Here is a 17,786-nt window from a genome sequence, read left to right on the forward strand (position 1 = left end):
TTTCTGACTATATAGGATTTGCAGTATTTCCTAATCACGGTAATTCTCTTTATTCTCCTAAAATTTACCATATAAATTTTTTTTATTTGTTACTATAATTTTATAGCATTTTATTTATTTCCATTCTTGCATTATCATTGGTATGAAGAAATAAATAGTAACTTCTTAAATCCTAGAGTGCGGATTTCATCATGCTAAATCATCCTTGCGGTTAAACATAGCTTATGTTATCTTTAGCCCCAAATTATAGATGTCTGTCTGTAGGACAGAAATGATTTTAAAAAAGGAGGAATTTTTATGTGGATTATCACTCGTTACTTAGATTCAAATATTTCCTTGTTTGAATTTGAAACTGAAGAAGAAGCAAGAGAGGCTCTCAAATACATGAATGGCTGTAAAATTCTTTCTGAAGTTGTATACTTCAATGATCCTTGCTATCAGCAGGAAGCAGCTTAAGATATTTGCATTCTAATGAAGGATAGTAAGTTGAAATCCCAGGTTGCCAATTAACTAATTTTCTAGAGAACATAATTAAACAAAGAGAAATCAATTGACACTCTCTATGAACGATAAAAGCAGGAACTATCATCTAGTTCCTGCTATGCCTGCTTGGAGAGAAAATCATACATAATGGTTACTGCCAGAAGATCAACTGATACCCCGGGACTGATATTTTTCTGAATGAATTCCCTAATGTATGAATTTGACACGGAAGATGAAGCTAAAGATGCTTTTAAGAATATACAAGGTTATAAGATTCTGACTGAGATGGTTTACCTTAGACCAGGCTCCTCATTAGTAACGATATACATCTAGACTGAAAGAACAACAATTATTTCGATGGAGTGATCATAAATGGGATTACAATTGCTGAAGCGAACACAAACGATAGTTCGTTATCAGAATCGTAACGGTGAAATATATTACGGGATTGTTGAGGATAACGAAATTTTACAATTGACCAGTAATTTTACTGAAATTGTAAACAATGAACTAAAATTTGATGGAGTACGAGTTAAATATGATGATGTGAAAATAGTAGAGCCTGTAATACCCTCAAAAATAATTAATTTCGGCTGGACCTATGCCGGACACGCAAAAGAAACGGGTGGAACAGCCAACCTCAAAGAACCTTTTCTATTTTTAAAGCCTACCACTTCCTTGATTCCAGATCGCGGTGAAATTACTCTTCCGCCAAGTCATTTAACCCAGCAGGTCGAGCTAGAAGGAGAAGTAGCACTCGTTATTGGGAAAAGTGGCAAGAATATAAAAGAAGAAGAAGCGCTCGATTATGTATTTGGCTGTACGATATTTAACGATGTAACGGCAAGAGATCTTACAAAAAAAGATCCCCAATTTACCCGCGGCAAAGGATTTGACACTTTTGGGCCGTTGGGTCCGTGTATTGTGACAGGTATAGATCCAACTAATTTACGAATCGTTACTACTTTAAATGGAGAAGTCGTACAGGATGGCAATACTAACCAGATGTCGTTGTCGATTCCTTTCCTTATCAGCTGGGTTTCACAAATTATGACATTGGAGCCGGGTGATATTTTGGCTACTGGTTCACCTGCTGGAAGTTGTCCAATGAAGTCTGGTGACATCGTATCTGTGGAAGTAGAAAAGATCGGCAAGCTGAGTAATTATGTACTATAGCAGATACTCTGAAAAGAAGCAGGGCACTCTTAACGATAAGTCGTTTAGTTTTGGAGTACAAAATTATAAATAGCACACCAAAACCGTAAAAAACGCACTAATAATCAGTGCGTTTTTTATTTTCAATTGAAGTAGCCAATACTAATTCTTAAATTACCGGTTTCATCGTTTCTTTTAGTACTAAAACAGAATGATTGAATTGTTCTTTTTCCTTATCATTGAGCTCAATTTCAACTATTTCTTGAATGCCGGCACGATTTATTTTTGCTGGAACTCCGATATATACATCATTTTGTCCATATTCTCCGTTTAGATAAGCAGATACTGTCAGGATACTGTTTTCATTATTAAAGATTGCTTTTGTAATCCGAACAAGGGACATTCCTATTCCATAATACGTTGCCCCTTTACGCTCAATAATCTGATAAGCAGCATCACGGACGTTAACGAAAATGTCATCTAAACATTCTTTTTTTAAATCTCCCTTCCGTTCCAAAACCTTATCGACATGCTCAATTCCAATCATGGCATGGCTCCAAACAGAAAGCTCTGTATCTCCATGTTCACCAATAATAGCTGCATGAACATTTCTTGTATCAACATTGAAGTACTTCCCTAGTGCAGACCTTAGCCGTGCAGAGTCTAATACCGTCCCTGAACCAATTACACGTTCTTTTGGTAGTCCTGATTCTTTCCACGTTACATACGTTAAGATATCTACTGGATTTGTTGCTACTAAGAATATTCCATTGAACCCACTTTCCATAATGCTTTTTACAATTTGTTTAAATATTTTCGTATTTTTTTCAACTAATTCTAATCGGGTTTCCCCTGGCTTTTGTGCCAATCCAGCAGTGATGACAACTAAGTCCGCACTGCTGCAATCTTGATAAGAACCGCTCCATACGTTTATTGGTGAAGGTGCAAACGGCATTCCATGGTTAAGATCCATCGCTTCTCCTTCAGCTTTTGCTTCATTTACATCAATTAAGACTAATTCCTCAGCAACTCCCTGGTTAATCAATGAATACGCATAACTGCAACCTACTGCGCCTGTTCCAACTAGTACAATGCGATTTACTTTTTCTTTATTCATGATAATAGATCTCCCTTCGAATGAAAAAATTTAATAGATTAACCAGCTAATTATTCCAATTACAACAAGTAAACCTAAGCTATATTTAATTGTCACTTTAAATAATTCACTCTCTTTTCCTGCTATTCCAACTGCTGCAGCTGCAACAGCGATAGATTGAGGTGAAATCATTTTCGCCATTGTACCACCCATTACATTGACAGCAACCATCGTTTCAGGTGGTATTCCAATTTGTGATGCGGTAACAGATTGAAGGGGAGCAAATAAGGAACCGCTGTTTACAACAGAGCCTGTTAAAAATACTCCTAACCATCCTAGTACGGGTGAGAATAACGGAAATACCGCACCGGTTGAAGCGAATGCTAAACCGAGAGTTGATGACATACCAGAGTAAGTACAAATATATGCAAAAGCAAGTACACTGCAAATGGTTAGGACTGGTGAGAATAATTCTTTTGCTGTTTCTTTTGTAGTGTCCAACAGTAACTTACTGCTGCAGCGAAAGAGAATGCTTGCGACAATGATTGTAATGATAATTGCTGTTGTAGTAGATGAAAATAAATCTAATTTAAATACTGCCGCATATGGTTTATCTTGCGGAACTATTGGTGCATGCTTAATGACTAAATTATTTAATCCTGGAATTGGCAGTAATAATACCAACTTTTCTAAAGGACCACCTGGAATAAATAAATTTTTGAAAAAAGATAAGTTAAACAAAGTAACACATAAGGTTAAAAATATAAATGGCAGCCAAGCATAAGCAATTTTCCCAAAAGAGTACTTAACCTGACTATCAACCGTCTTCTCTTTATTTACACGGAAAATCTCTTTCGGTTTCCATACCTGTAAAAAAAGCGCTAGTGCTACTAAGCTCACAATGGCCGCAAAGATATCTGCAAGTTCAGCACCTAAGAAAGTTAGCACAGTTGCCTGCGTAACGGCAAAGGAAATACCGCTTACTAAAATTGCCGGGAAGGTTTGTCTAATCCCTTTCAACCCATCAATGATAAAAATTAGTAAGAATGCTACTACTATACTTAAGATTGGAAGGACAAATGCCGTATATCTTCCAACAACAAGACCATCTAACCCTGTAAGTAGGGAAGGAACAGTTACTGGAATACCCATCGCTCCATAAGCACCACCCGCAATGTTTGCAATCAAACAAAGACTTGCTGCATATATGGGACTAAATCCAAGCCCTACTAAAATGGCCGCTGTTATCGCAACAGGTGCTCCAAATCCTGCAGCGCCTTCCAAAAATGCTCCAAATGAGAATGCTACAATTAGAACTTGTAATCTTTGATCGGCTGTAATAAAAGAGATACTATTTTCGATAATAGTAAATTTGCCTGTTTTTACGGTTATTTTATAAAGGAAAATAGCAGCAAAGACAATCGAAGCCACCGGCCATATACCAGCTAATATTCCATATATTGCAGACATTAAAACTAAGATCGCAGGCATTTTATATATAAAGACTGCAACAATTCCGGCAACAATTATACTGTAGAGTCCTGCCATATACCCTTTTAATTTAAAAACGGTGAGCATTACAATAAAAAAGATGATAGGAATGGCAGCTATACTAGCTGACAACCAAATGTTACTCAATGGATTATATACTTGCTCCCATACATTCATGCTGTTCAACCCCCTGTTAGATTTATATCTTTTATTATTGACCAACTATAAAAAAACATTGATTCATACTGTGAAATATACAAAATCAAAAACCAATAATTTTACTTTCACTATAAATATTGGTTTTTAATAATCTCACGGTAACAAGGTTAGTATATCATCTAGTTTGTGAATTTCTTCACATGAATTTTGAATAAAATATGAACTTTAACTATTTGCAGCTAATACCTTCATTTCTTTAAATAAAGTTTCTATATTGATAATAGAGCTGAATTAAGATTAGCAATAAAAAAACAAAGAGCTTTTGCCCTTTGTTTAATAAAAAAATCTCATTTACTTATGATACGGTTCATTCCGATTAATCCGAAACGCCCGATAAATCTGCTCGACCAGGATGAGCCTCATCAGCTGGTGGGGGAAGGTCATCCGCGAAAATGACAGCTGCTCATTCGATCTTTTGATGACTTCCTCACTTATACCCAACGATCCACCAATCACAAAGGCGATTTTACTTTTTCCATAGGTTGCAAGTTTATCTAATGATTCTGCAAGATCTTCAGAGGATCCTAATTTTCCTTGGATGGCCAAAGCAATGACATATGTATCTTGGCTAATCTTTGCTAAAATTCGCTCGCCTTCTTTTTGTTTTACTTGCACCATTTCTAACTCACTTAATTCTTCTGGTGCTTTTTCATCGGCAACTTCAATGACATCGACCTTCGCGTAAGCAGTTAGTCGTTTTAAATATTCCTCAATTCCTTGCTTTAAATATTTCTCTTTTAATTTGCCAACCGTAATAATGGAGATATTCACAATCCACAGCCCTTTACAACTTGATTACAAACAGTTTACAAACAAGATATCCACAGAAGTTATCCACATATTCACATTTTTTATCCACATCTTGTATGGAATCACTTGTTCGCCACAACATATGTAGCTGGATTTTGACAATATTCACAGTGTGTTGATAAGTTATCCCCATCTATTTTTGATAAAACCGGAAATGTCTCAAATTCATCCACAATCTCATCTAAGGCAATATCCACATGTTCCTCACAGCTATAAATCATTTTACCGTCAACCTTTCCTACATTTCTTCATTATCGTTATTGTTTACCTTTAAACCCGCTATCATACGAGTCTCCTCCATAACTAATCCATAATAACATAAAAAAAACAAGAAAGTGACACGTTCACTTTCTTGTTTTTCCGTCGTCATTTATTGGGTTGTATCTGCTGCTAATCTTATGGTGGTTTGCTTTAGCTTCCCATCTCGATAGAATTTAACCTTCAATTGCTCGCCAATTTTCTTTTTCTGGTACAAATGCTTCCTGAGATCGATGACATCGTTAATTTTTTCCCCATCCATCTCCACGATCACATCTAACTCTTGTAACCCTGCTTGCGCTGCAGGTGAATTTGGTACGACTTGTCGTAGTGCAACCCCATAATTGATATCACGAGGCAATTTAAGCGCCTCTTCTTGATAGTAAGCAGGAATTTCAGAGACTGATTTTAAATCAACACCCATATATGGACGCTTGACTGTGCCAAACTTTTCAAGGTCGTCAATGATTGGTCGTGCAGAGTTAATAGGAATCGATAAACCAATTCCTTCTACGGCATTTTCCGCGATCTTCATCGAGTTAATACCAATAAGCTGACCAGCAATATTAATCAACGCTCCGCCGCTGTTACCAGGATTGATCGCGGCATCGGTTTGCAGTACTTCCGCATTCCAGTCGATTAGCCCATCCTGATTAATATCCACGGGAATCGTTCGCTTCAGTCCAGAGATAATACCTTGTGTGACAGACCCTGAGAAGGTTGCGCCCAGTGGGTTCCCAATGGCGATTACTGGTTCGCCCATCTTTAAGCTATCAGAATTACCGAATTCTGCTACCTTTTTAATCTTGGCCGCATCGACCTCAAGTACAGCCAAATCAGTCCAGACATCACTGCCGAGCAGCTTAGCTGGAATCTTAGTGCCATCACTAAAACTTACCTCTAGCTTTGTTGCTCCTTCAACGACATGGTGATTCGTGACAACATAGGCCTTGCCGCCTGCTTTTTTATAGACGACGCCTGAGCCCGTCCCAGCTGCTTCTTCTGACCCGCCTTCTTCGTCGGTCCAAAAGTTGGATGACTGGATATTATTGATTCCAACCACCGCATCCGCAGCCTTTTCAACTGCTTTCGTTGTATTTGTATTCACATCATAAGAAATCTGCTTTTGGGTGAAATTCTGATTATTATTATTTGTATTTGATTCTACTGCATTGTTTTCATTTGTTTCAATTTGATAGGGAAGAATCCCCCGGCTTGATAGGGCAGGAATGGCAATGAAAACTAAGATAGCCCCAATGATTGCACCGACGATGCTGGCAAGGAACACCCCACCTCTATTTCCTTTCTGTTCCCTGAAGCGGTTTTGTGAATGATCATCATAATAACCCACTTACAACATTCCTCACTTTCCGAAAAGATTGCTACCGTTTATTTTGGCTTATAATTACAATTATACTCGCTATTCTGTAAATTACTAAATAATTACCTTGTGTTAATAAAAACTTACCACTTTGTTCATAGATTTTTCATAAAGAATAGGCGCTGTTAATAGATAGTGGTGATTTTTGCGAAATTCACTCCCTTTCCGCGGGGTCTCACCCGGCTCACGTTCCCGCAGGAGTGTCGCGAATTTCGCAAAAATCTATTCTTTAGGCTTTGTTGAACTTGTATGTTGATTTCCGCTCCCAGCACGCAGCTTCCACTCCAAACAACATGGTTCTAAAATAACAATGGGCTTTATCATAGCTAGAGAATAAAAAAAGAACGAGGTGCCTATAAAAAGGCTCTTCGTTCTTTTCAATATGCTATACAGCTGTTAAGGCTGTTGGTATTTTTGGGTCTGTATCATAGAGTCCGAATTGTTCGCCCACTATCAGGCCGCGTTCCTGCAAGGTTTGGGTGACCGCCATTTTCGCTAAGTCCTTCATGTTATTGTCCATGCTTAAATGAGCAAGATAGATTCGCTTGGTTTGATCACCAATTACATCACTCATCGCTAGAGCCGCGTCCTCATTGGAAACATGGCCTAGGTCACTTAAAATTCTTCGCTTAATGTTCCAAGGATATCGGCCCATTCGCAGCATTTGCACATCATGGTTGGATTCAAATATATATACGTCGGCATTCGAGATGGTTCCCTTCATTCTGTCACTAACATAGCCTGTATCTGTGATCAGGACGAGTTTTTTCCCACCTTGATGAAACACATAGAACATTGGCTCGGCCGCATCATGGGAAACCCCGAATGACTCAATATCCACTGAACCAAAACTCTTCACGGTTTCCATATTGAAGACAAACTTTTGCTCAGTCGGAATGGCACCCACTGAACTTTCCATTGCCCGCCACGTTTTCTCATTCGCATACACAGGCAGATTGTATTTACGGGCAAGAATACCAATTCCTTTAATATGATCACTGTGTTCATGCGTCACAAATATTCCGGAAAGCTTACTAATATCACGATCAATTTGTCCAAAAAGAGCTTCCATTTGCTTGCCGCTAAACCCCGCATCTACAAGAAACGAATGTTCATCAGACTCCACATATAGCGCGTTTCCTGTACTCCCGCTTGCGAGAATGCTATAACTTAAAGACATACGATTTCACTCCACTTTACTTTTTTCATCGCTGCTAAATTGAATAATCTGGCCTTCAAATGCGTTCACAAACAGGCTCTCCTTACCATCGACTTCAAAGCGCCATGTGGGCGCTAATACTTGGGACGCCGCCAGCTGAATCAGCGTGGAATAACCAAGTTCTATTGCGGTTATATTGCTCTTTGACTTCAGCATCCCCTTCTGGTGCAAGGTTTCAATCGCCTTCAACGGCGGCAAAATTTCTTCCTTGGCCGTTAACTTTTCCATCTCCACCAGGTAGGTCTGATCGTAGGAGACAATTTGATTCCCTTTACCAATTTTAAACGTGATCATCCCATTAATGTTTTTATATAATGGGACATTCCCCGAGGTCTGAAAGTAAGTGACTGATTGCTCCTTGTCACTTTTCTCTCCAAATTGATAATCTTCACCAAAAAGGACATTATCGTTTATAAAAGTAGATAATTCAGCAGGTTCAAACTTTGCCGTAATCTTGATCGGCTTCTCTAATGTAACATGGAGCGTTGTCGTTCCTGTTCCCCTAATGGCCACAGGTTTTTCCTTCAGCTTATCAACATCCACCTGGCTAAAGACCTTTGGCTTTGCACTGAGATACTGGGCCTGAATGGGGTCCTTGGGAAGGTCGACATACTTAATCTCATCCGCTTTTAGCTTTTCTTCAAACGAGGCCTCGGTTATCACCTCATATTTATTAGCGTCCCGGATTTTCATGAATTGGTATAAGAGATACACATCTAAGATTAAGAAAGTAATAATAAAAATAGTTTTTATCTTACTCCAATCCATGCTGCATTCCCCCTAGTTCTTCCATCGTAATCTCTCCCCATGATTTATCATAGAGATAGAACCAGGCAGGTTCTAAGACGATTAGCTTATTCTCCTTTGAATCCCGATCCATGCGATAGCCCAAGACCATATCTTCTAAGAGCCCTGGTTTAAAATTCTTTTTGTTTTGTAAAAATTTCAAGGCGTCTTGTCCTGAAGGACGGGTCACCTTTACCATCTCCGTTGTTAAGGGGAGTTCTAAGGCAATGTTAGGCCGAATATATTTATTGATTTCATCGCGGCCCCACACTTCACTAATTTCCGAAATCCCATTTCCACTGAATACAGGATAACCGTCCATGCTATATAAGCGAAAGGTTACAGAGTGAGTATATTCATTTTTATAAACATAACGATAAGGATCGGTCCACCCGCCATGTTCATTGACAAAATCAATGCTTCGTTTCACTAAATCATAGGAAGTATTGATATAATTCTCCTCTACGGTCGGATTGACATAACGTAGAAGATTACTTTCAAAATTCACCGTCATTTTACTTGAATCGTTCGTGTACTCTTCTCCTGTAGGGACAAAACTCTTTTGGACAAAACTAGGGTCGCTAAAAAGGGCTTCTTTGAACTCTTCAGAATCAAGCGTAACCGGCAAATATTTATAGGTCGTCATCTCCGTGACTTTTTCTGGCAGAAAAATAGTCCGTTTATCAGTTGCTTGAAAAGAGAAATGTTTTGGGAACTTTGCCGCCTTCTGATAAAAATCATGTTTAAACTCATTTAAATTAGCCGTTGAAATATGACTAATATAAACTTGCTGATTCACTGTGGAAACAAAGTAAACAATCCCATTTTCCTTGGCTGAATTCTCCACATTGATGATAATCCGATTGAAGTTAAAAGAAGGGATTTTTTTCCCTTCGATGTTTAATACACTCCGGTATAATTCAATTGGAACTTCCCCTGGGAATTTAATTTCTGTATTGCCGCTGCCATGAATTAATTCTTTGAAGTTTTTGACTTCATTCGTATATTTTTTAACATCAAAGAAGGCCCAACCGCTCATTTCCTTAATGACCTTTTCAATCTCGGTTGTGTTGTTCGTCCCGTAATGCTGGCCATTCACATGGTATAACAGCTGGTCAGGCCGAACAATTTTTTGAACCTCTTGTTTTTCACTTAATGTGACCTCTTCTACATAATTGCTATTTTCCATCGTTTTGTAGTTCGGCTGGTAGGTCCACAGGTTCCAAGTTAACAAAATACTTACCAGTACTAATACGGTTAGAATCCATGATTTAATATGTTCGTATCTCATGACCATTCATCCTCTTCAGAACGTTCATATGGGAGTGAAAAGGAGATTTTTGTTCCTTTCCCTTCCTCACTTGTTGCCCAGATTGCCCCGCCATGAGCATTAACCATTTCCTTTGCAATCGCAAGGCCTAAGCCTGTACCGCCTAATTTCCGAGTTCTCGCTTTATCAACACGATAAAAACGGTCAAAAATCTTACCAATATTCCCTTTTGGAATTCCTACGCCTTGGTCTGAAATGCTGACAATAATTTTATCATCCTTTTCTTTCATTGAAAAAGTGACTAGGCCGCCTTCTGGTGAGTACTTTAAGGCATTGGAAATAATATTGTATAAAACCTGTGTCATTTTATCTTCATCAATTTCAACAAAGATCACATGCTTAGGTAGTTTTCGTTTGAAAGAAACGTTTTGTTCCTTGGACATTTCAAATCGATCAATGATGCGGTCAAAGAAATCGACAAAGTTAACCCACTCAATGGTAAGTCGATAATCCGTACTATCCATTTTTGAAAGTTGGAGCAAGTCATTGACAAGGCGGATCATTCGTTCTGTTTCGGTCCGCGTCACTTCTAAAAAGTTCGGGGCAATCTCCTCATCCTGCCAGGCTCCATCCGCGAGCGCTTCTAAATAGCTCCTCATCGTTGTCAGCGGTGTCCTCAGTTCATGGGATACATTGGCGACAAACTCTCTCCGTTCTGCTTCAATTTTTTCTTGGTCGGTAATATCATGGAGGACCGCAATTAATCCATTGACAAAGCCCGTCTCTTTTTGAATAACAGAGAAATTCGCACGCAAGAAATAACGCTCTTTCTTGGTACTATAATCTAAAATAATGGAATCCTTTTCTTCCAATAAGTCCTCAAAGGAATTGGTATCATCTAAATCTAGTAATGAGACAATCGGCTGGGTCAGCACTGTTTCACGTGAAACATTCAGCATTTCAGCCGCTGGTTCATTGATCAATATGACGCGGCCTTTCCGGTCGGTGGCAATCACTCCATCTGTCATATAAGACAAAACAGAGGAAAGTTTCCTTCGTTCCCCTTCGGTCATCGCCTGCGCTTCCTGCAGTTTCTTTGTTAAATTATTAAAGGTAACCGCTAGTGTTCCAATTTCATCATTGCCATAGACCCTAACTTTCCGTGAAAAATTACCCTTGGTCATCGCCAAAGCCTGCTTTTTCATATCGGCAATCGGCCTAGTAATCGTTTGAGCTAACAAAATACCCAACACAGCTGTAATCGATAAGGCAATCGCTGTACCGGTGGCAAAAATCTTATTGATTGTTTTCATTTGTTCAAAGACATTCTCAATTTTGGCTACCAAGTAAATCGCGCCGATGACCTTTTTCCCAGACTTTATTGGGGTAGAGAGGACCCAAATCCGATGTCCGGTTTGTTTATCGATATTAATTACACTTTGATCCTCTTCTAAAACCATCGATTGCTTCACTTGAAGTTTAGTGGTCCGCTGGCCAACCACCCCTTGGTTACTAGGATGGGAGGTACCAAGAATTTTAAGGGACCTGTTTTCGATTACCTGAACTTCTGATATATCACCTGCATCAAAGTCTCGTAGGATTTTCTTGATATCTTCTTCGAGTGTTGGATCTTCAGGTGTTCTCTCTTTCTCCATTTCCTCGACAATATTGTAGGCAAGCAAATCAACCCGTTGTTTTAACGATGTTTGGAAGTTTGTCCGTAATGTTTCTTCGAGCTGTTTGACAAAATAAACACCGATAATTTGCATGGCCACTAATATAAGGAGGACATAGATGATTACGAATTTTACGTGTATAGAGCGAAAGAAACCAACCTTTTTCATTCTTTGTTACTCCTGTTCAGGATTGCGTAAATAGTATCCTACCCCGCGCCGTGTAACAATCCAGGTTGGATGGCTAGGACTGTCCTCAATTTTTTCCCGCAATCTTCTAACCGTTACATCCACTGTCCGCACATCACCGTAGTAATCGTACCCCCAAACGGTTTGCAAGAGGTGTTCCCTTGTCATCACTTGGCCGATATGCTTGGCTAAATAGTAAAGCAATTCAAATTCACGATGTGTCAACTCAATTGACTCACCACGTTTTGAAACGATATAGGCATCTGGATGAATCGTTAGAGAGCCAATTTCAATTTCATTCGTTTCAGTTTCAGCATCGGTCTGTGCCAGCACTTGCTGGTGACGACGCAAATTCGCCTTAACGCGGGCAATTAGTTCTCTCGTACTAAACGGTTTCGTCACATAATCATCTGCACCGAGCTCAAGTCCTAAAACCTTATCAATTTCAGAATCCTTCGCCGTCAGCATGATAATCGGCATTTCATATTTCTTACGGACTTCACGGCACACTTCCATCCCGTCCCGTAAAGGAAGCATTATATCTAAAAGGATTAAGTCCGGTTGTATTTCGTCAACCAACTCAAGCGCTTCATTCCCGTCATAGGCACAATAAACGATGTATCCTTCTTTTTTTAAGTTAAACTGAAGAATATCAGCAATTGGTTTTTCATCATCGACAACAAGAATTTTCTTTTCCATACCATTGCTCCTTTTCAATTAGTTGTTTTAATCTATTTAATCAAATTTTACTAGAAGTCATAACTATACTATTTTACTGTATCATGTTATTGGCATAAATTCACCTATAACCATTTGGTAAGAATGGCATTAATCGATAGTAGCAATTTTTGCTTTACTAAAGCCTTGTTTAAAAATAAGAAGAGTCTCTAGCATTTACTAGAGACTCACCTTTTATCTTAAATAAGAAAGTGGATTTACTAAGCTGCCGTTTTTATATACTTCAAAATGCAAGTGTACTCCTGTAGCATCTCCGGTAGCCCCCATTATTCCAATTGCGGAACCCTTGGAAACCGTTTGACCTACTCTTACCTTAAGAGATGACATATGGCCATATAGCGTGCGGAACCCATTACGATGGTCAATCACAATTTTATTGCCATAACCGCCGCCCCAGCCTGCAGAAACAACCACGCCATTGTCAGCTGCCTTGATGGTTCTGTTGCTTGGTCTGGCAATATCAATCCCTTTATGAAATCTTCCCCATCTAGGACCCTGCTTACTGGATATGTACCCACCTACTGTTGGCCAGGCAAAGGTACCGTCACCGCGCGATGGAATCACTTTGGTTCCTTTGATGACAATCTCATCAACAGGCTGTTCCAGGATCATTTCCTTTACCTCAGCCTTGTTTACGGTTACACCATTTTGTTCAGAAACCTTATAGGTAACGGAGCGCGTGCCGCTTTTACCTTCTTGTTTAACCTTCTTTTTCCCTTTTAACAGCGACTTGTCCTCAACCACTTTATGTTTATAAGGAATTTCTTCCTTTTTGTTTACTTCTTTCTCAACAATTACTTCAATAAACGGTTTTGGAACAGTCAAATTAATTTGCGAGCCAATCTTCAAAAGTGAATCTTCTGTTATTCCAGGATTCACGTCTAAAATGTCCGCCAGTTTCATGTTGTGATCATCAGCAATGATTTCAAGTACATCGCCTTCTTTGATCACATATTTCTTTTCTTCTAGCGTCCCTTTTTGTAAAAAGGTAACTGCTTCGTCGGCTGAGATAATTTTCTCTGGAGCCGTATTTTCATTTGAAAATGAAACATTTTTAGATAGTCGTACGTCTAATAAACGAGACTCATTTTCTTTTAAGGCCGGTAATGTCGTATTGCCTGAAGCTTTTCTCGCTTGGAGTTCTGCTAATTGATCTGCTGGCACATACTGATGGATCAGCTTCTTCATGACTTCTTCCGCTGTTGGTTGATCTTCCACATAAACAACTGGTTTCCCATCAATCATGATGGCAGAAGCCTCTGTTTGAAGCTGAAAGATATTTCGAATGGTACGAACCGATTCAGACTCTTTTTCAGCAGTTGGGAATACTTGATACGGAATGTTTTTCACCTGCTGAGCAAGATCGGTTTCACTGACTTTTTCAGCAACGATTTTATTCACGACATTCTCATCCGTCACATTGCCTATATATGTACCCTCAAGATATACATGATAATCCTTCGATGATTTCGATTCATCAGCAAACGCGACAGGACCATTGCTAAAGGCAATCAGCGATGTTGCCATGGTGGTCACAATTGTCGTTTTGAGTAATAACTTTTTAGCATGTGATAACTTATTTAAAAATAACATTTTTCCTCCCTAAACCACGGTAAAACCCTATTAATCTATTATTTTCTAGCATTAAAGAATTTTCCAGAATTTTAGACCTTTTTTACTTTACCATAATTTTTTGTAAATAGATTAATAGTCAACATAATGTAACAAAAATGTATAATTACTGACATTCGCCTACTATATCTTTTTAAAAAATAGGGGGGAAATCCTATTAAATCAGGGTTTTTCTAGTTCCGAAGAAGGAGGAGCAATTATTTCAAATTTCGACAGGAACGGATCGTTTTTTTCTAAAAATAGGTTTGTTTATTACAATAAGATTACAAAATAAAAAAAGAAGCCTGCATTTGCAAGCTTCTTTTTTTTATGGCTCAGGACGGAATCGAACCGCCGACACAAGGATTTTCAGTCCTTTGCTCTACCGACTGAGCTACTGAGCCACTACTATGGCGGTCTGGACGGGACTCGAACCCGCGACCTCCTGCGTGACAGGCAGGCATTCTAACCAACTGAACTACCAGACCAAATTAATTGATTGTCAGCAAGGAAACCGTCCTTGCCAGCCTCTTCCTGACAACCAAAAGCCATGACCCCTACGGGATTCGAACCCGTGTTACCTCCGTGAAAGGGAGGTGTCTTAACCACTTGACCAAGGGGCCATATTATTGAAAGTTATTTTGCTTTCGCAAAAAACTATGGTGAGCCATGAAGGACTCGAACCTTCGACCCTCTGATTAAAAGTCAGATGCTCTACCAACTGAGCTAATGGCTCGTACTTGTTTTTTCTTCTGTCGTATCGTGACGACGCTTTTTATAATAGCACGGATTATCTATTAAACGCAATACTTTTTTAAAAAAACTTTTTAAAAAGTTTGAAGCCCTCAAAAATGAGGGCTTCATTTCATTCATTACGTCTAACTAATTATGCGCCAAAGAGGTACCGCTTTTAAATTTGTCTCCACGGGCTGCGGACAACATTTGTTTGATTGCGATCTGGCCCCACTGAAAATGTGGTTAATGGAATCCCAGTTAGCTGGGTCACACGTTCCACATAATGGCGGGCATTGACAGGCAATTCGTCTAATGTTTTCACTCCCGTAATATCTTCTGTCCAGCCTGGAAGCTCTTCATAAACAGGTTCGCATTGTGCTAATACCTTCAAGCTTGCAGGATATTCCGTAATTAGCTCACCTTTGTAACTATAAGCTGTACAGATCTTTAAGTTTTCAATCCCTGTTAAAACGTCAATTGAATTGAGTGACAGGTCGGTTAAACCGCTGACACGGCGGGCATGGCGGACAACGACACTGTCAAACCAGCCAACCCGACGCGGACGACCTGTGGTTGTGCCATATTCACGGCCAACTTCACGGATGCGATTGCCAATTTCATCATTTAATTCTGTTGGGAATGGCCCGTCACCAACACGAGAGGTGTACGCCTTGCATACTCCAACCACATGAGTGATTTTTGATGGTCCAACCCCGGAACCAATTGTCACGCCGCCAGCTACTGGATTAGATGAAGTTACAAATGGGTAGGTACCCTGGTCAATATCAAGCATAACCCCTTGTGCCCCTTCAAACAGAACGCGTTTGCCCTCATCTAAGGCATCATTTAAGACAACGGATGTATCACAAACATATTTCTTAAATTGTTGACCATATTCATAATACTCGTCGAGGATTTCTTCTTTCGTAAATCCAGTTGTTTCATAAATACGTTCAAACAAACGGTTTTTCTCTTCCAAATTACGTTCAAGCTTTTCTTCAAACACATCGCGTTCAAGCAGATCAGAAATTCGAATCCCTACACGCGCTGCTTTATCCATGTAAGCTGGTCCAATTCCTTTTTTGGTTGTCCCGATTTTATTTGCGCCTTTACTTTCTTCTTCGACCGCATCAAGTTTTAAGTGATACGGAAGAATCACATGAGCACGGTTACTAATGCGAAGATTATCTGTTGTAATGCCCTTTTCATGTAAATAAGCAAGTTCTGTAACAAGTGCCTTTGGATCAACAACCATTCCGTTTCCAATGACACAGATTTTTTCTTTATAAAAAATTCCAGATGGAATTAGGTGCAATTTGTACGTTTCTCCGTTGAACTGAATGGTGTGGCCTGCATTATTTCCTCCCTGATAACGGGCAATTGTCTCGGCATTTTCAGAAAGGAAATCTGTAATTTTCCCCTTACCTTCGTCTCCCCATTGCGTCCCAACAACTACTACTGATGACATATAAGGCACCTCCAAATTATATACGTTTTTCTATTTTCCATAGACAAGTTTACCAACTTTTGTAGTTAAAAGCAAACAAAACACGAACGTTTATTTATTAACATTATATTATGTTCGTAAAATATTAATTTATGACTCTATCTTGTAAGTTTGGATATTTTTCCATAAAATAGAATTATAGTTTCTTAAAATAATGAATAGGATGTGGACTATGCTCATTAAGCCACGTTTTGAACCACTGAAAATTATCCTGTTGAGATCTTTAAATGCGCGCATGCATTTGTCAGATAAGGAAGTAAGTAATTATACTGTCCTTATAAAAGGCTATGAAGGGGAGAAAAAGAGTGATCTATGGTTAGAAGGACTTTCAGAGGGATGGCTGATCATCCATGATTTATTACTGGAGTATAACAATTCTAAATTCCAAATTGATACGTTATTCCAAGATAAGATTTACCTTTTGGATGTCAAAAATTTCGAAGGTGACTATTATGTGGAAGGTGATAAATGGTATTCGATTGCTAGAAAAGATGTAAAGAATCCGGTCCACCAACTAGAACGGTGTGAGACCTTACTTCGAGCATTGCTCCGCGACCTTGGCTATCATTATCCGCTTGAATCGTATCTCATCTTCGTTAACCCCGAGTTTCACTTATATATAACCTCCATCAATCCATCACTTGTCTTTCACTCACAAATGAACCGTTTTTTGAAAAAGTTAAATGCAAGGCCAGTTAATCTAAATAAAAAACACTACAAGTTGGCGGAACAATTAGTTGCTCTGCATAAAGTAGAGTCACCTTATCCGTACTTACCAGGGTACCATTATGAAAAACTAGAAAAAGGAATTCTTCGTCCACAGTGCTACTTCTTCTATTCTGAGATTCAGGGATCGAAATTGAAGTGTAGCCATTGCGGCTGCACAGAGGAAGTGGATTCAGCTGTGGTAAGGAGTGTCACTGAATTGATACTTCTCTTTCCTGAGCAAAAAATTACCACAAAGGTTGTTCAGGACTGGTGTAAGATTGTTAAATCGGAGAAAACTATTAGGAGGATTCTTTCAAAGTACTATAAACAAATCGGTCACGGAAAGTCTGCAAATTATGTTATACCAAATGATTAAGTTTATTTAATTACCCTTTTGTAAAATCTATGGTTACTGTTGGCCCGCTTTTTTTACCTTAGCGGGCATCATTCGACTCCT

At 39.0% G+C, this 17,786-nt stretch carries 15 protein-coding genes and 4 tRNA genes; 3 read left to right on the forward strand and 16 right to left on the reverse strand.

Annotated elements, in window-relative coordinates:
- Positions 1-297 precede the first annotated feature (297 nt).
- Together V7137_RS01855 and V7137_RS01860 are read left to right on the forward strand one after the other, a co-directional pair.
- Positions 298-456, forward strand: coding sequence for a hypothetical protein (locus tag V7137_RS01855; RefSeq protein WP_335696500.1), 159 nt, complete (start codon positions 298-300; stop codon positions 454-456).
- 399 nt (positions 457-855) lie between these two features.
- Positions 856-1,659, forward strand: coding sequence for a fumarylacetoacetate hydrolase family protein (locus tag V7137_RS01860; RefSeq protein ID WP_335696501.1), 804 nt, complete (start codon positions 856-858; stop codon positions 1,657-1,659).
- Positions 1,660-1,807: 148 nt separating this feature from the next.
- Here V7137_RS01860 and V7137_RS01865 read toward each other — a convergent pair whose 3' ends face one another.
- The 16 genes from V7137_RS01865 to V7137_RS01940 all read right to left on the reverse strand — a co-directional run bounded on the left by V7137_RS01865 (position 1,808) and on the right by V7137_RS01940 (position 16,582).
- Positions 1,808-2,755 (reverse strand): L-lactate dehydrogenase, encoded by a 948-nt coding sequence (locus V7137_RS01865; protein ID WP_335696502.1) that lies wholly within the window; start codon positions 2,753-2,755, stop codon positions 1,808-1,810.
- Between the two features lie 30 nt (positions 2,756-2,785).
- A complete protein-coding gene (locus V7137_RS01870; RefSeq protein WP_335696503.1) occupies positions 2,786-4,402 on the reverse strand; it encodes a lactate permease LctP family transporter in 1,617 nt (538 codons plus the stop codon).
- Between the two features lie 333 nt (positions 4,403-4,735).
- Positions 4,736-5,215: a 23S rRNA (pseudouridine(1915)-N(3))-methyltransferase RlmH gene (rlmH, locus tag V7137_RS01875; RefSeq protein ID WP_335696504.1), complete on the reverse strand. Its 480-nt coding sequence runs from the start codon at positions 5,213-5,215 to the stop codon at positions 4,736-4,738.
- Positions 5,216-5,316: 101 nt separating this feature from the next.
- Complete coding sequence (locus tag V7137_RS01880) at positions 5,317-5,475, reverse strand: CxxH/CxxC protein (RefSeq protein ID WP_218346903.1); 159 nt, start codon at positions 5,473-5,475, stop codon at positions 5,317-5,319.
- A 149-nt stretch (positions 5,476-5,624) separates the two neighbouring features.
- Positions 5,625-6,863, reverse strand: coding sequence for a S1C family serine protease (locus tag V7137_RS01885; RefSeq protein WP_335696505.1), 1,239 nt, complete (start codon positions 6,861-6,863; stop codon positions 5,625-5,627).
- 415 nt (positions 6,864-7,278) lie between these two features.
- A complete protein-coding gene (locus tag V7137_RS01890; RefSeq protein ID WP_335696506.1) occupies positions 7,279-8,073 on the reverse strand; it encodes an MBL fold metallo-hydrolase in 795 nt (264 codons plus the stop codon).
- Between the two features lie 6 nt (positions 8,074-8,079).
- Positions 8,080-8,880: a two-component system regulatory protein YycI gene (locus V7137_RS01895; RefSeq protein WP_335696507.1), complete on the reverse strand. Its 801-nt coding sequence runs from the start codon at positions 8,878-8,880 to the stop codon at positions 8,080-8,082.
- Positions 8,867-10,189: a YycH family regulatory protein gene (locus V7137_RS01900; RefSeq protein WP_335696508.1), complete on the reverse strand. Its 1,323-nt coding sequence runs from the start codon at positions 10,187-10,189 to the stop codon at positions 8,867-8,869. Before V7137_RS01900 ends, V7137_RS01895 begins: the two co-directional genes overlap by 14 nt.
- Positions 10,186-12,012, reverse strand: coding sequence for a cell wall metabolism sensor histidine kinase WalK (walK, locus tag V7137_RS01905; RefSeq protein WP_335696509.1), 1,827 nt, complete (start codon positions 12,010-12,012; stop codon positions 10,186-10,188). The genes V7137_RS01900 and walK overlap by 4 nt, the downstream gene beginning before the upstream one ends.
- A 6-nt stretch (positions 12,013-12,018) precedes the next feature.
- Positions 12,019-12,729, reverse strand: a complete 711-nt coding sequence (yycF, locus tag V7137_RS01910) for a response regulator YycF (RefSeq protein WP_335696510.1) — start codon at positions 12,727-12,729, stop codon at positions 12,019-12,021.
- Positions 12,730-12,942: 213 nt separating this feature from the next.
- On the reverse strand, positions 12,943-14,361 hold the full coding sequence (locus V7137_RS01915; RefSeq protein WP_335696511.1) for a peptidoglycan DD-metalloendopeptidase family protein: 1,419 nt from the start codon (positions 14,359-14,361) through the stop codon (positions 12,943-12,945).
- 349 nt (positions 14,362-14,710) lie between these two features.
- A tRNA-Phe gene (locus V7137_RS01920) sits at positions 14,711-14,783 on the reverse strand.
- Between the two features lie 7 nt (positions 14,784-14,790).
- Positions 14,791-14,867: transfer RNA gene (locus V7137_RS01925), tRNA-Asp, on the reverse strand.
- Positions 14,868-14,930: 63 nt separating this feature from the next.
- Positions 14,931-15,002 (reverse strand) — tRNA-Glu (locus V7137_RS01930).
- A 37-nt stretch (positions 15,003-15,039) separates the two neighbouring features.
- A tRNA-Lys gene (locus V7137_RS01935) sits at positions 15,040-15,115 on the reverse strand.
- 174 nt (positions 15,116-15,289) lie between these two features.
- On the reverse strand, positions 15,290-16,582 hold the full coding sequence (locus tag V7137_RS01940) for an adenylosuccinate synthase (RefSeq protein WP_335696512.1): 1,293 nt from the start codon (positions 16,580-16,582) through the stop codon (positions 15,290-15,292).
- Positions 16,583-16,793: 211 nt separating this feature from the next.
- On the opposite strand from V7137_RS01940, the gene V7137_RS01945 reads away from it, so the two are divergent.
- Entirely contained in the window at positions 16,794-17,705 is a 912-nt protein-coding gene (locus V7137_RS01945; RefSeq protein WP_335696513.1) for a nuclease-related domain-containing protein, read from the forward strand.
- Positions 17,706-17,786 lie beyond the last annotated feature (81 nt).

Origin of the sequence: Neobacillus drentensis (assembly GCF_036962765.1) — a bacterium.
Classification (GTDB): domain Bacteria; phylum Bacillota; class Bacilli; order Bacillales; family Cytobacillaceae; genus Neobacillus; species Neobacillus drentensis_C.